Annotated in this window: 13 protein-coding genes; 6 read left to right on the plus strand and 7 right to left on the minus strand. The window is 71.1% G+C overall.

The window, feature by feature from the left end; translation table 11 throughout:
* Positions 1-10: 10 nt before the first annotated feature.
* A complete protein-coding gene (locus tag AB0I42_RS09020; RefSeq protein WP_357535568.1) occupies positions 11-1,396 on the minus strand; it encodes an MFS transporter in 1,386 nt (461 codons plus the stop codon).
* 151 nt (positions 1,397-1,547) lie between these two features.
* Here AB0I42_RS09020 and AB0I42_RS09025 point away from each other — a divergent pair, with 151 nt between their 5' ends.
* Complete coding sequence (locus AB0I42_RS09025) at positions 1,548-2,306, plus strand: phosphoglyceromutase (RefSeq protein WP_357535570.1); 759 nt, start codon at positions 1,548-1,550, stop codon at positions 2,304-2,306.
* A gap of 78 nt (positions 2,307-2,384) precedes the next feature.
* Here the strand turns inward: AB0I42_RS09025 and phoU are convergent, their stop codons facing one another.
* The gene (phoU, locus tag AB0I42_RS09030; protein WP_357535572.1) at positions 2,385-3,029 is read right to left on the minus strand and encodes a phosphate signaling complex protein PhoU; all 645 of its coding nucleotides are present in this window, start codon (positions 3,027-3,029) and stop codon (positions 2,385-2,387) included.
* 214 nt (positions 3,030-3,243) lie between these two features.
* Between phoU and AB0I42_RS09035 the strand changes: the two genes are divergently transcribed.
* Positions 3,244-4,533, plus strand: coding sequence for an ATP-binding protein (locus tag AB0I42_RS09035; RefSeq protein ID WP_357535689.1), 1,290 nt, complete (start codon positions 3,244-3,246; stop codon positions 4,531-4,533).
* 21 nt (positions 4,534-4,554) lie between these two features.
* On the plus strand, positions 4,555-5,238 hold the full coding sequence (locus AB0I42_RS09040; protein WP_357535574.1) for a response regulator transcription factor: 684 nt from the start codon (positions 4,555-4,557) through the stop codon (positions 5,236-5,238).
* A gap of 113 nt (positions 5,239-5,351) precedes the next feature.
* Here AB0I42_RS09040 and AB0I42_RS09045 read toward each other — a convergent pair whose 3' ends face one another.
* Together AB0I42_RS09045 and AB0I42_RS09050 are read right to left on the minus strand one after the other, a co-directional pair.
* Entirely contained in the window at positions 5,352-6,800 is a 1,449-nt protein-coding gene (locus AB0I42_RS09045; RefSeq protein WP_357535575.1) for a cellulose binding domain-containing protein, read from the minus strand.
* Positions 6,801-6,906: 106 nt separating this feature from the next.
* Complete coding sequence (locus tag AB0I42_RS09050; protein ID WP_357535577.1) at positions 6,907-7,776, minus strand: hypothetical protein; 870 nt, start codon at positions 7,774-7,776, stop codon at positions 6,907-6,909.
* Positions 7,777-7,848: 72 nt separating this feature from the next.
* On the opposite strand from AB0I42_RS09050, the gene AB0I42_RS09055 reads away from it, so the two are divergent.
* The gene (locus AB0I42_RS09055; RefSeq protein ID WP_357535579.1) at positions 7,849-8,793 is read left to right on the plus strand and encodes a Ppx/GppA phosphatase family protein; all 945 of its coding nucleotides are present in this window, start codon (positions 7,849-7,851) and stop codon (positions 8,791-8,793) included.
* Positions 8,794-8,865: 72 nt separating this feature from the next.
* The gene (locus AB0I42_RS09060; protein WP_357535581.1) at positions 8,866-9,693 is read left to right on the plus strand and encodes a sugar phosphate isomerase/epimerase; all 828 of its coding nucleotides are present in this window, start codon (positions 8,866-8,868) and stop codon (positions 9,691-9,693) included.
* A gap of 4 nt (positions 9,694-9,697) precedes the next feature.
* On the opposite strand, the gene AB0I42_RS09065 is transcribed toward AB0I42_RS09060, so the two are convergent.
* Genes AB0I42_RS09065 through AB0I42_RS09075 form a run of 3 tightly spaced genes read right to left on the minus strand, consistent with a single transcriptional unit; the run spans position 9,698 to position 11,694 of the window.
* The gene (locus tag AB0I42_RS09065; protein WP_357535583.1) at positions 9,698-10,249 is read right to left on the minus strand and encodes a CGNR zinc finger domain-containing protein; all 552 of its coding nucleotides are present in this window, start codon (positions 10,247-10,249) and stop codon (positions 9,698-9,700) included.
* 18 nt (positions 10,250-10,267) lie between these two features.
* On the minus strand, positions 10,268-11,434 hold the full coding sequence (locus AB0I42_RS09070) for a glutathionylspermidine synthase family protein (RefSeq protein WP_357535585.1): 1,167 nt from the start codon (positions 11,432-11,434) through the stop codon (positions 10,268-10,270).
* A 2-nt stretch (positions 11,435-11,436) separates the two neighbouring features.
* Positions 11,437-11,694 (minus strand): hypothetical protein, encoded by a 258-nt coding sequence (locus AB0I42_RS09075; RefSeq protein ID WP_357535586.1) that lies wholly within the window; start codon positions 11,692-11,694, stop codon positions 11,437-11,439.
* A 94-nt stretch (positions 11,695-11,788) separates the two neighbouring features.
* Between AB0I42_RS09075 and AB0I42_RS09080 the strand changes: the two genes are divergently transcribed.
* Positions 11,789-12,709: a proline dehydrogenase family protein gene (locus AB0I42_RS09080; protein ID WP_357535588.1), complete on the plus strand. Its 921-nt coding sequence runs from the start codon at positions 11,789-11,791 to the stop codon at positions 12,707-12,709.
* Positions 12,710-12,845 lie beyond the last annotated feature (136 nt).

Here is a 12,845-nt window from a genome sequence, read left to right on the forward strand (position 1 = left end):
GTGTCGCTCGTCACCCGGTGGTGCTGACGCCCTTCCTGGTCGGCGTGATCGCCGCCGCGGTGACCTGGGCCGGTGGCAGCGGTGCCACCAGCGGCTCGGTGGCCGGTGCCGCGTCGTCGGGCGTACCGGTCGACGACGCGGCCGGGGTGTCCGGCTGCGCGGCCGGCGCCGACGCGGCGCGCAGGGCGGCGGCCCGCCGTTCGCGGGCCGGTCCGGAGAGCAGTTGGGCGATCGCGACGAAGCCGGCGAGCGCGCCGCAGCCGAGCCACAGCACCGAGTTGCCCAGGTTCTGCTGGACCCAGCCACCGGCGATCGGGGCGGCGAACGACGCGAGCGACCAGGACAGCGAGAAGACGCCGGCGTACCGGCCGCGCAGCGTACTCGGCGACAGTTCGGCGATCAGCGTGGAGTTGGACGGGGAGTTGAGCATTTCGCCGAGCGTCCAGATCAGCACGGTGAGCGCGTAGAACCAGGCGACCTCGGCGAACGCGGTGAGTCCGAACCCGATGCCGGTGATCAGGGCGGCCAGGGCGAGCACGTGGGACCGGCTCCGGCCCCGGATCAGGCGCGGCACGAAGAGTTGCCCGACCACGATCAGCACCCCGTTGAGGGCGATCACCGAGCCGTACGTCGCCGGGGACAGTCCGTCCTGGCCCATGGCGATCGGCAGCATCGAGATGTGCTGCATGAAGATCAGCGCCAGCAGCAGGTTCAGCCCCGCGAAGACGAGGAACACCCGGTCGGTCAGGGCGGTACGCAGCCCGCCGGGTGCCGCCGGCGTACCGGTGAGTTTCACGGCGGTCCGGGCCGGCGCCGACTCGCGGACCTTGCGGAAGATGATCACCGCGGTCGCCGTCGTGGTGACCGCGTTGACGACGAAGAGCAGCAGGTAGTCGGCCTGTGCGGCGAAGCCGGCGAGGATCGCGGCGCAGGCGAAGCCGAGGTTGAGGGCCCAGTAGTTGAGCGAGAAGGCGCGCAGCCGGTCCCGCTCCGGCACCACGTCGACCATCATCGCGGAGAACGCCGGCCGGGCCGCCTCGGCGAACATGCCGAGCAGGAACGCCCCGACGGCGATCGCCCACAGTTCGCGGGCGAGGCCGAGGCCCAGCATCATCGTCGCGGCGCCGAGATGTGCGGTGAGCAGCGTGGGCCGGCGTCCCCACCGGTCGGCGAGGGTGCCGCCGGCGAGGGTGCCGACCGTGCCGCCGGCGCCCCAGAGGCCGAGCACGACGCCGGCCTGCAACTCGGAGAAGCCGCGTTCGCTGGTCAGGTAGACCGCGAGGAAGATCAGGACGAAGGATCCGAGGCGGTTGATCAGCGTGCCGGCCCACAGGTACCAGAAAGTCCGGGGCAGCCCGCCGGCGGTGTCCCGCACCCAACCTCGTACGCTCCGCACGCCGCCGCCCCGTTCATTCGTACCGTAATGACCGCGTCCCGTGCGGTGCCTTACACAACCTAGTGCCGGCCGGTGTCCCGGGTCAGCGGCATTTCCACGTGGTGGTCGTCACCACCGGGTCGGGGCACCGGCGTCCGGCGGCTACGGCAGGATGAGATTCATGACTGTGGGGACGTTGGTGCTGCTGCGGCACGGCGAGAGCGAGTGGAACGCCAAGAACCTCTTCACCGGTTGGGTCGACGTCGACCTGAACGCCAAGGGTGAGGCGGAGGCCCGGCGCGGCGGCGAGCTGCTGCGCGATCATGACCTGCTGCCCGACGTGGTGCACACCAGCGTGCTGCGCCGCGCCATCCGCACCGCCGAGCTGGCGCTGCACGCCGCCGACCGGCACTGGATCGCGGTGCGCCGCTCGTGGCGCCTCAACGAGCGGCACTACGGCGCGCTCCAGGGCAAGAACAAGAAGGAAACCCTGGAGGCGTACGGCGAGGAGCAGTTCACCATCTGGCGGCGCTCATACGACACCCCGCCGCCGCCGATCGAGCCGGACAGCGAGTGGTCGCAGACCGACGACCCGCGCTACTTCACCCTGCCGCCGGAGCTGGCGCCGCGCACCGAGTGCCTGAAGGACGTCGTGGAGCGGATGCTGCCGTACTGGTACGACTCGATCGTGCCGGACCTGCTCGCCGGCCGTACGGTGCTGGTCGCGGCCCACGGCAACTCGCTGCGCGGGCTGGTCAAGCACCTCGACGGGATCTCCGACGAGGCGATCGCCAAGCTCAACATCCCGACCGGCATCCCGCTGCGCTACGACCTCGACCCGCAGCTGCGCCCGGTCACCGCCGGCGGCAGCTACCTCGACCCCGAGGCGGCCAAGGAAGCCGCCGCGGCGGTGGCGAACCAGGGCCGCTGAGCAGCCCGAACAACGGCGGGCGGTGCCGGTGGCACCGCCCGCCGCTCTATGTCCCGGGCCGTAGGTGGTCGGCCCGGATCAGTAGGGGTGTTCTCCGGTGACCAGGTAGTGCACCTGCCGGCCGGCGTTGACCGCGTGGTCGGCGTACCGCTCGTAGAACCGGCCGAGCAGCGCGCCGTCGATCGCGGTCTCCACCCCGTACGGCCACGCGTCGTCGAGCAGCGTGCTGAACAGGTTGCGGTGCAGCTGGTCCATGACGTCGTCGTCGCGCTCCAACTCGGCGGCCTGCTCGGCGTCGGGCTTCGACAGCACGGTGGCGATCTTGTCGGCGATCCGGTCGGCCACCTCGGCCATCGACACGAAGATCGGCCGCAGCTCGGCGGGCACCGCCGGCGACGGGTGCCGGCGCAGCGCCGTCTTCGCCACGTGGTCCGCGAGGTCACCCATCCGCTCCAGGTCGGCGGCGACGTGCAGCGCGGTGACCACCGTACGCAGGTCGGTGGCGACCGGGGCCTGCCGGGCGAGCAGGTCGGAGACCCTGGCCTCGACCTGCGCGTAGAGGCTGTCGATCTCGGCATCCCGGGCGATCACCGCCTCCGCCGCGGTCCGGTCGGCCGTCAGCAGTGCCCGGGTGGCGTTACGCATGGCGGCGCGTACGGCCTCTGCCATGTCCACCAGCAGTTGGCTGACGGTGTGCAGGTCGGCGCGGAACTCCTCGCGCATGATCACGTCCCTGTGCGTCGGGGCCGGCCGCGCGGGTGTGCGTGGCGGCCGTCGGGTGGGCCGGGCCAACCGTAGGTGAACGCGGCGGCGACGGAGTGAACAGCGGTGAACGACGCCGGGCGGGACAGTGAATATTCTCCGACGCGGCTGTGATTCGTCCCGTTATGCGAGGTCAAAAGGTTAACAGTGACCCTACGATCGCCTCGTGGATTGGGTGGTCGTGGCCAGTATTGCCGGCGCAGCGGTGGCCGGCATGGTGGCCGGACTCACCGTACTGCCGATTGTCCAACGCGCCTGGATACGCCACCGGACTTCCCGCCGGCCCGGCCGACCGGGCCGGTCGACCCTGGGGAGGGCTCAGATCAGCACCGACCAGCAGGCCGCCCTGACCGGGCTCGGCCGCAAGAGTCTCGATTCGCTGCGCGTCGGCGTGGTCGTGCTCGACGTCGACGACGTACCGGTCCTGGTCAACCCGGCCGCCCGGGCGATGGGACTGCTGCGGGTCGGACCGTCGCAGGGCACCGTCGCCGCCCACCCGATCATCCGCACCCTCGCCGGCCAGGTACGCCGCACCGGCGTACGCCGGGAGGTCGAACTCGACCTGCCAAGGGGCCGGGAGGGCGCCCAGGAGCCGCTCGGCGTGCACCTGCGCGCGGTCGGGCTCGGCACCAACTACGTCGCCGTCGAAGCCTCCGACGTCACCGAGGCGCACCGCGTCAGCCGGGTACGGCGGGACTTCGTCGCCAACGTCAGCCACGAGCTGAAGACGCCGATCGGCGCCCTCCAGTTGCTCTCCGAGGCGCTGCTGGACGCGACCGAGGCCGCGGAGTCCGCCGACGCGCAGGACATCGTCGAGGACGTCGCCGCCGCCCGCCGGTTCGCCGAGCGCATCCACCACGAGTCGACCCGGCTCGGCCGGCTCGTCAACGAACTGCTCGAACTCACCCGCCTGCAGGGCGCCGAGCCGCTGCCCGCGCCGGAGCCGGTCGCCATCGAATGGGTCGTGGCCGAGGTGATCGACCGTACCCGGACGGCCGCCGCCGCCCGGCACATCGAGGTGGCGGTCGAGGGCGACCGCCGGCTGACCGTCTACGGCAGCGACACCCAGGTGGCGACGGCGCTGTCGAACCTGGTGGAAAACGCCATCGCCTACTCCGGCGAGCGGACCCGGGTCACCATCACCCTCGGCCGCTCCGACGGATACGTCGAACTGGCCGTAAGTGACCAGGGCGTCGGTATCGCCCCGCACGAGGTCGAACGGATCTTCGAGCGGTTCTACCGGGCCGACCAGGCCCGCTCCCGCGCCACCGGCGGCACCGGCCTCGGGCTGGCCATCGTGAAGCACATCGCGAGCAACCATGGTGGTCGGGTCGACGTGGCGAGCACGCTGGGAGGAGGGTCGACGTTCACGCTGCGGCTACCGTCGAGCCCACCCGACGCGGCCCTTCCGCTACCACCATCGCTCGAGATCGACAACGGTCCGGCCGAGCTCCGGCAGGCCTGACGACCAGGAAAGGAAAGTCCCGTGGCCCGCGTACTCGTGGTCGAGGACGAGGAGTCGTTCTCCGACGCCCTGTCCTACATGCTGCGCAAAGAGGGATTCGAGGTGTCGGTCGCCGCGACCGGCCCCACCGCGCTGACCGAGTTCGACCGCACCGGCGCGGACATCGTGCTCCTCGACCTGATGCTGCCCGAGATGTCCGGCACCGAGGTGTGCCGCCAGCTGCGGCAGCGGTCGCACGTGCCGATCATCATGGTCACCGCCCGGGACAGCGAGATCGACAAGGTCGTCGGCCTGGAGATCGGTGCCGACGACTACGTGACCAAGCCGTACTCGCCGCGTGAACTGGTCGCCCGGGTCCGGGCCGTGCTGCGCCGGCACAGCCCGGAGAGCACCGACGTGTCGACCCCGACGCTGTCCGCCGGCCCGGTGCGGATGGACATCGAACGCCACGTGGTGACCGTCGACGGCGCGGCCGTGCAGTTGCCGCTCAAGGAGTTCGAGCTGCTGGAGCTGCTGCTGCGCAACGCCGGCCGGGTGCTGACCCGCGGCCAGTTGATCGACCGGGTGTGGGGTGCCGACTACGTCGGCGACACCAAGACCCTCGACGTGCACGTCAAGCGGCTGCGCTCCAAGGTCGAGCCGGAACCGTCCGCACCCCGCTACATCGTCACCGTCCGCGGCCTGGGCTACAAGTTCGAGCCGTGACCGGCCGCTGCCGGCCGTCGATCTGAGCACCAGAGACCTTTCCGACCCCGGATAAGGTCCCTGACGCTCAGATCGACAAAGGGCTGCCGGCTGACCGCCACGTCGCCTGGCACTCACGGCGTGACGGCGATGTTGGTCAGGCCGATCGTGGCGTTGGTGACGGTGTTGTCGGCGTACACCCGATTGAGGTTGCCGGGGCACTTCGACGTCGAGGTCACCCGGATCGCGTAGCCGCCCACGCCACCCAGGTCGGACCGGTTGCCGCGCCAGACGTTGCCGCAGCCGTAGCCGTCGAGCAGGTGGTGGGTCTGGTAGCCGTTGGCGAAGGTGCCGGGCGGGGCGTACGTGCCGGTGTTGTTCTCGAAGAGGTAGCCGTTGCCCTTGGCGTCGACCCACGAGTCGGCGGAGTTCTGTCCGGAGATGCCGCGCCCGTCGAAGGTGTTGCCGCGTACGACGCCACCCTCGGTGCCCTCCTTGGCGTCGATGTGTTCGGCGGTGACGTACGGCCCGATCCGGTTGTTCAGCACCTGGACCCGGTCGGACCGGTCGATGCCGCCGCTGTTGCCGTGGCAGCCGAAGTTGGACTGCGCCGATCCGATGTAGACGCCTTCGCCGTAGCCGGGCTGGACCAGGCCGGTGTGCTCGATGACCGAGTCGCGGATGACGCCGTCGGCGGACGAGCGGCGGAAGTGCACGCCCTCGTCGTCGACGTGGTGTACGTGCACCCCGGTGATGGTGACGTGTCCGGAGTTGTCCAGCACGATCCCCTTCTTGGATTCGGTGACGGTGAAGCCGGTCAGGTTCCAGTACGGCGCGTCGAACAGCCAGAGGCCGTACCCGGGGTCCCAGCCGGCGGTCGGCGCGGGGCAGGAGGGGCCGCTGCCGGTGGGGCCGTCGTTGATCAGGACCGCGGTGCGTGGCCCGGTCAGGGTGATGCGGGCGGTGGCGGTGCCGGGCCGGTTGGCCAGGAAGGCGCCGCGGTAGGTGCCGGTGGCGAGCCGGATGGTCTGGCCGGGCTGGGCGTTCGCCAGAGCGGTCCGTAGCTGGGCGCCGGTGGCGACGTCGATGACCGGGCCGGCCGGCGCGGTGGGCGTCGGTGTGGGGCTCGGCGTGGGCGTGCGGGACGGGGTGGGCGTGGGGGACGGGGTGCCGCCGCCGCACGGGTTGCCGTTGACCGTGCAGTTGACCGGTGTGCCCAGTCCGGTGACGTTGAAGCCGAAGGACCGCTGCGTGCCGGGTGCGACGGTGCCGTTCCAGGTGGTGTTGGTGAAGCGGTAGCGCTGGCCGGTCTGGGTGCGTACCGAACTCCAACTGCTGGTCACGGTCGAGCCGGCCGGCAGGTCGAACTCGACGGTCCAGCCGGTGGCGGTGGCGTCACCGGTATTGGTGATCACGTAGTCGGCGCCGTAGCCGGTGCTCCAGGTTGAGGTCTGGACGAACGCGGCGGTGAGTCGCGCGGTGGCGGCCCAGGCGGTGGGCGCGACCAGGGCCGCGAGGGTGACCACGGCGGCGGCGAGACCGCCGGCCACGGCGAGGCGGTGGGACGGGACGGATCTGCGCACCGGGTCCTCCGTCGGCGAGGGACCGTCGCCCGGCTGTGACGACTACCGTTAAGGTAGTTAACTGATAGTCGCCCGTCTATAACCTGCTCAGGCCGTTACGAACTGCTCAGGCCGTCCGCGTCGATGCGTCCGCCGACGGCAGCGCTCCCGCCGACGGGGCCGTGTCGCCGGCCGGCGACGCCGGGTGCGGTGCCACCATCCCGTGCGCGAGCCGGGCCGCGCACAGTTCGGCCAGTTTCGTGTATGCCGCCGATCCGATCAACGCGGTGAGTTCCGGCTGGTAGGAGACGTACATCGGCTCGGTGCCCACGTGCGCCTCCGGCGACGACGTGCACCACCAGTCGAGGTCGTGGCCGCCCGCGCCCCAGCCGCGCCGGTCGAATTCGGTCAGCGTCGACACCAGCACCCGGGAACCGTCCGGTCGCTTGGTCCATTCGTGGTCCCGGCGGACCGGCAGTTGCCAGCACACGTCCGGCTTGTACTCCAGCGGGTGTACGCCGTCGCGCAGCGCCTGGGCATGCAGCGCGCAACCGCCGCCCCCGGGGAACTCGGCGTCGTTGTGGAAGACGCACGGACCCTCGTCGCCCTGGGTGGCGGTGCGCCGGGCCGGATTCTCGCCGTCGACGGTGTCCATCTCGGTGTAGTTGTCGAACCCACGCCGATAATGCTGCCAAGTCTGCGGAGAGAGCCGCTTCGCGGCTTTCCGGACCCGCTTCTCGTCATCGGAGTCGGTGAAGAACGCACCGTGCGAGCAGCAGCCGTCGGCCTCCCGGCCGGCGATGATGCCGTGGCAGGCCTTGCCGAACACACACGTCCAGCGGGACAGCAGCCAGGTCAGGTCGGCCCGCACGAGGTGCTTGGGATCGGCCGGGTCGAAGAACTCCACCCACTCCCGGGGGAAGTCGAGCCCGACTTCCAGGCTGCGCGGGTCAGCGGGTTCGTCGACCAGGACACGCAGCAGTTTTCGGGTTGCCATCCGGCCAGCGTACGCCCGGTGTGACCGGCCGACCGGCCGGCACCGCACATCAGGGGCCTAATGTCTTTGTCCATGCGACTGGGTGTGCTCGACGTCGGATCCAACACCGTGCATCTGCTGGTGGTGGACGCGCACCGGGGCGCACATCCGTGGCCGGCGTACTCGGAGAAGGCCGTGCTGCGACTGGCGGAGCAGATCGGCCCCGACGGCGCGCTCACCCGGGCCGGTGAGGACGCGCTGGTCGCCGCCACCGCCGACGCGCGGGCGGCCGCGCTCCGGCTGGGCGCCGACGAACTGCTCGCCTTCGCCACGTCCGCGGTCCGCGACGCCACGAACTCGGTGACGGTCCTGGACCGGGTACGCCAGGAGACCGGCGTCGACCTGCGGGTGCTCTCCGGTGCCGACGAGGCCCGGATGACCTTCCTCGCCGTACGGCGCTGGTTCGGCTGGTCGGCCGGCCGGCTGCTGGTGCTGGACATCGGTGGCGGCTCGCTGGAACTCGCGGCCGGTATCGACGAGGAGCCGGACCAGGCGATGTCGCTGCCGTTGGGCGCCGGCCGGCTGACCCGGGAGTGGCTCGGGATCGATCCCGGCACGCCCGCCCCGCCACCGGCCCAGGCCGTCGAGGACCTCAGGGAGTACGTCGATTCCGCGCTCGACCCGGTCGTGGCGCGTCTCGGCGGGGTCGGCTGGGAGCGGCCGGTCGCCACCTCGAAGACGTTTCGCACGCTGGCCCGGCTGACCGGGGCGGCGCCGTCCGCGGCCGGGCTGTGGGCGCCGCGCCGGCTGCCGCTGACCGGCCTGCGGCAGGTGATCGGCTTCATCCGGCACATCCCGCCCGGCAAACTGTCCGAACTGGAGGGGGTCAGCGCCAGCCGGGCACACCAGTTGCTGGCCGGGGCGGTGGTGGCCGAGGCCACGATGCGCCGGCTGGGCGTCGAGGCGCTGGACATCTGTCCGTGGGCGCTGCGCGAGGGTGTGATCCTGCGTCATCTCGACCACCTGGGCACGGCGTGAGGCGGTAGGTTAAGGCCGATTTGCGGCTGCTTGTCCGTGGCCGGTGGGCTTCTTGGAGCTACCCTGGCAACCGTGACCTCCCGTGTTCCCGTGCTCCTGTCCAGTTCCTCGGTCTTCCCCGAGCCGACCGCCGCGGCGTTCGAGTTGGCCGCGTCGCTCGGCTACGACGGTGTCGAGGTGATGGTCTGGACCGACGCGGTCAGCCAGGACGCCGGCGCGCTGCGCGGCCTGGCCGCCCACTACGGGGTGCCGGTCCTCTCCGTCCACGCCCCCTGCCTGCTGGTCACCCAGCGGGTCTGGAGCCCCGACCCGTGGGAGCGGCTGCGGCGGGCGGCCGTGCTCGCCGAGACCCTCGGGGCGCCGACCGTCGTCGTGCACCCACCGTTCACCTGGCAGCGCGAATACGCCCGTACGTTCACCGCCGGCCTGAGTCGCCTGGTCACCAAGCACCCGGACGTCCGGTTCGCCGTCGAGAACATGTATCCGGTACGGATGGCGGGCCGGGAGTTCGTCCCCTACCAGCCGGGCTGGGACCCGACCGACACCGGATACGACTCCTACACCCTCGACCTGTCGCACTGCGCCGCGTCACACACCGACGCCCTGCGGATGGCCGACGCGATGGGCGCCAACCTCGCCCACGTGCACCTCGGTGACGGCACCGGTGAGGGCCGCGACGAGCACCTCGTGCCGGGCCGGGGCAACCAGCCGTGCGGGCCGCTGCTGGCGTCGCTGGCCGGGCGCGGCTTCACCGGCTCGGTCGCCGTCGAGGTGGCGACCCGGGGCGCCAAGAGCAGGGCGATCCGCGAGGCCGACCTGCGTGCCTCGCTCGAGTTCGCCCGGCAGCACCTGACCAGCGGCAACCCGTCGACACCGGCGGCGACCCGGGTCGACGCCTGACCGGTCAGCTCACCGCGCTGAGCTGCTTCTCCTCGACCGCCGCCCGCTTGCGGGCCCGGTGGGCGGCGACGTGTGAACGGGTCGCGCACCGTTCGGAGCAGAACCGCCGGCAGCAGTTCGACGACGTGTCCAGGTAGACGTTGCCGCACCGGTCGTCGGCGCAGACCCCGAACCGGGCGCTGCCGTACTCGCACAACCACACCGAAAGGCCCCAGACCGCCCCGGCCAGGTATTCCGCGCTCACCGACGCACCCCGGCTGCTCGCGTGCATGTGCCAGTCGCTGGAGTCGTGGCCGGAGATGCGCGGCTGCACCGGAAACGCCTCGAGCAGCCCGTTGAGTTCGACGACCGCCTCACCGTCGCGCCCGGTCGTGCCGTATTCGAACACGTCCCGAAGCCGCTTCTGGGCGCGTCGGAAGGTGGCCAGGTCGCGTTCGGCCACCTCGTCGCGCATCCACACGTTTTCGTCGGTGAACAACGATCTCAGGTCGTCTACGCCGTCCAGCGACGTGTTGACGAGGTCAACCGCGGTCCTGGCGTACGCGTCGAAATTCACTCGACAACCGTAGACGACTCACGCACCCTTCGGCGTGGACACGTAGTGGGGCAGGAACCGCGCGTAGCCGTCGGTGATGAGACTGGTGCTCTCCCGCAGCCCGGCCCCGACCGATTCGTCCCCTACGACCCAGCTCCCGAGGACCAGTCGGTTGCCGTCGAACGACGGCAGTGCCCGGAATTCCTGGTAGCACCAGCCCTCGTCGCCGTAGATGCCCGGATTCGTGATCTCTTCGGCCGGCGTGACGATCCGTACCGACGCGCCCTCCCGGCCGAGCAGCGGCTTGACGACGTACTCGGTCATCGAGCGGGGCGAGTCGAGGTAGGCGGGCAGCAGGTAGGGATGCCCGGGGTAGAGCTCCCACAGCACCGCCAGCAGCGCCTTGTTCGACAGCAGGAGCTTCCATGCCGGCTCGATCCAGGTCGTCGGGGTCCCCGGTTCGAGGGCCAGCGGGCCGTACGGCTCGGCGAGCATCCACTCCCACGGATAGAGCTTGAAGCAGGTGTTGACCGGGGTGTCGGCGGCGTCGCGGAAGCGTCGCCCGTCCCAGCCGATCTCCCGCATCGGGATCAGTTCGGTCAGCAGCCCGGCCTGGTGCGCCGTCTCGGCCAGGTAGCCGGCCGTCATGTGGTCCTCGCCGGTCTCCTCCTCGTCGGACCAGGCGACGTGCAGCAGCGGGTCGTGCAGGTCGGCGCCGATCCGCCGCCACGCGCCGACCAGCGCCTCGTGGATGCCGTTCCACTGGTCGTGCTCGGCGCGGGTGTCCTCCAGCCAGTACCACTGGGTGATCGCCGCCTCGACCAGCGCCGTCGGGGTGTCCGCGTTGTATTCCAGCAGCTTCGGCGGCCAGGAGCCGTCGTACCAGAGGTCGAAGCGGCCGTACAGGGTCGGCGGCTGTTCCCGCAGCGACCGGGCGACCGCGTCGGCCGCCCACTCCGGGATGCCGAACTCGGCGTAGCGCCGACGGTCGACGACGTGCCGCGCCGCCGCGACCGCCATCCGGTGCAGCTCCTCGGTCGCCTCCTCCAGCCGCAGCACCTCGTCGAGATCCAGCCGGTAGCAGGCCGTCTCGTCCCAGTACGACATCAGGCCGCCGTCGGGCAGTTCGGTGTCGATGTAGACCAGGCCCTGGGCGCGTACGGTCGCGTCCCAGTCCGGCCGGGGGGTCGACGCCTCCCGGCGCACCGTCAGCCGCCGCAGGAGGCGAGATGGGTGCCGAACCCGCCGCGCTCCGGCACGGCCGCGGTGCCGCGCTGCTCGCCACCGGCGGTCTTCGAGACCGGGTTCTGCAACGCCATCGCCACCGCGCCACCGCCACCGACCGGGCCCATCGCGCAGTCGTCGTCATCGTCGGAGTCACAGGCGGTCAGCGTCAGCGCGAGTGCGGTCAGGGCCCCCAACTGGACGCTGGCCGACCGCAGACGGCGGCGGGGTGTCTTGTGCACGCGTCTGTTGTAACGCATCGACGCAAGTCGGCTCGGACAGCTATCCTGCCTGGTCGCGGCAGCCACCTCCGATCGCGGGCGCTACGCTGCCGTCATGCTCCGTTCGGTCATCCTCGCCGCCTCCCGGTCATCCCGGGTGGAGCGGCTCGTCGAGACGGCACCGTTCACTCGGGATGTCGTCCGCCGGTTCGTCGCCGGCACCGCAACTGACGACGCCCTTCGTGCCAGCCAAGAGTTGGTGACGAACGGGCTGTCGGTGACTCTCGACCATCTCGGCGAGGACACCGTCACCGCGGAACAGGCCGTCGCCGTCCGCGACGAGTACCTGTCGTTGCTGGCGGCCCTTTCGGCGGCCGAACTCACCCCGGCGGCGGAGGTGAGTCTCAAGCTCTCGGCCATCGGGCAGAAGTTCGACGAGAAGTTCGCCTACGACAACGCGCGGGCGATCTGCGCCGCCGCGAGCGAGGCCGGCACGACGGTGACCCTCGACATGGAGGACCACACCACCACCGACTCCACGCTGGAGATCCTCGCCAAGCTGCGGGCCGACTTCCCGACCACCGGTGCGGTGCTCCAGGCCTACCTGCGCCGTACCGAGTCGGACTGCCGCGAGCTGGCGTCGGCCGGATCCCGGGTACGGCTGTGCAAGGGCGCCTACAAGGAGCCCGAGTCGGTGGCCTACCAGGCGGCGAACGACGTCGACAAGTCCTACGTGCGGTGCATGAACATCCTGATGTCCGGCCAGGGCTATCCGATGCTCGCCACCCACGACCCGCGACTGATCGCGATCGCCGAGGACCGGGCCCGCTGGTTCGACCGCTCGCCCGACACCTTCGAGTTCCAGCTCCTCTACGGCATCCGGCCGGAGGAGCAGGCCCGGCTGAGCGCCGACGGCTACACGGTCCGCGTCTACGTGCCGTACGGCGACGAGTGGTACGGCTACCTGATGCGCCGGCTCGCCGAGCGCCCGGCCAACATGGCGTTCTTCGCCCGCGCGCTGGTGTCGAAGAAGTAGCCGCGACGTGCTGCCGATCCGGCCGGCAACTCGACTGAACGGCCGATCCCGCTTCCGGGTGGCGCACCGTACCGTCCGCCCGTGATCGACGGGGAGCGTACGCCGCCGGCTCCGACGGGTGGCCCACCGGTGCCGG

It is taken from the genome of Polymorphospora sp. NPDC050346, from assembly GCF_040655695.1.
Lineage (GTDB): Bacteria > Actinomycetota > Actinomycetes > Mycobacteriales > Micromonosporaceae > Polymorphospora > Polymorphospora lycopeni.

Coding starts and splice junctions, on each gene's coding strand:
- AB0I42_RS09025 (WP_357535570.1), top strand. CDS start 1,548: ATGAGATTCATGACTGTGGGGACGTTGGTGCTGCTGCGGCACGGCGAG.
- phoU (WP_357535572.1), bottom strand. CDS start 3,029: ATGCGCGAGGAGTTCCGCGCCGACCTGCACACCGTCAGCCAACTGCTG.
- AB0I42_RS09050 (WP_357535577.1), bottom strand. CDS start 7,776: ATGGCAACCCGAAAACTGCTGCGTGTCCTGGTCGACGAACCCGCTGAC.
- AB0I42_RS09055 (WP_357535579.1), top strand. CDS start 7,849: ATGCGACTGGGTGTGCTCGACGTCGGATCCAACACCGTGCATCTGCTG.
- AB0I42_RS09080 (WP_357535588.1), top strand. CDS start 11,789: ATGCTCCGTTCGGTCATCCTCGCCGCCTCCCGGTCATCCCGGGTGGAG.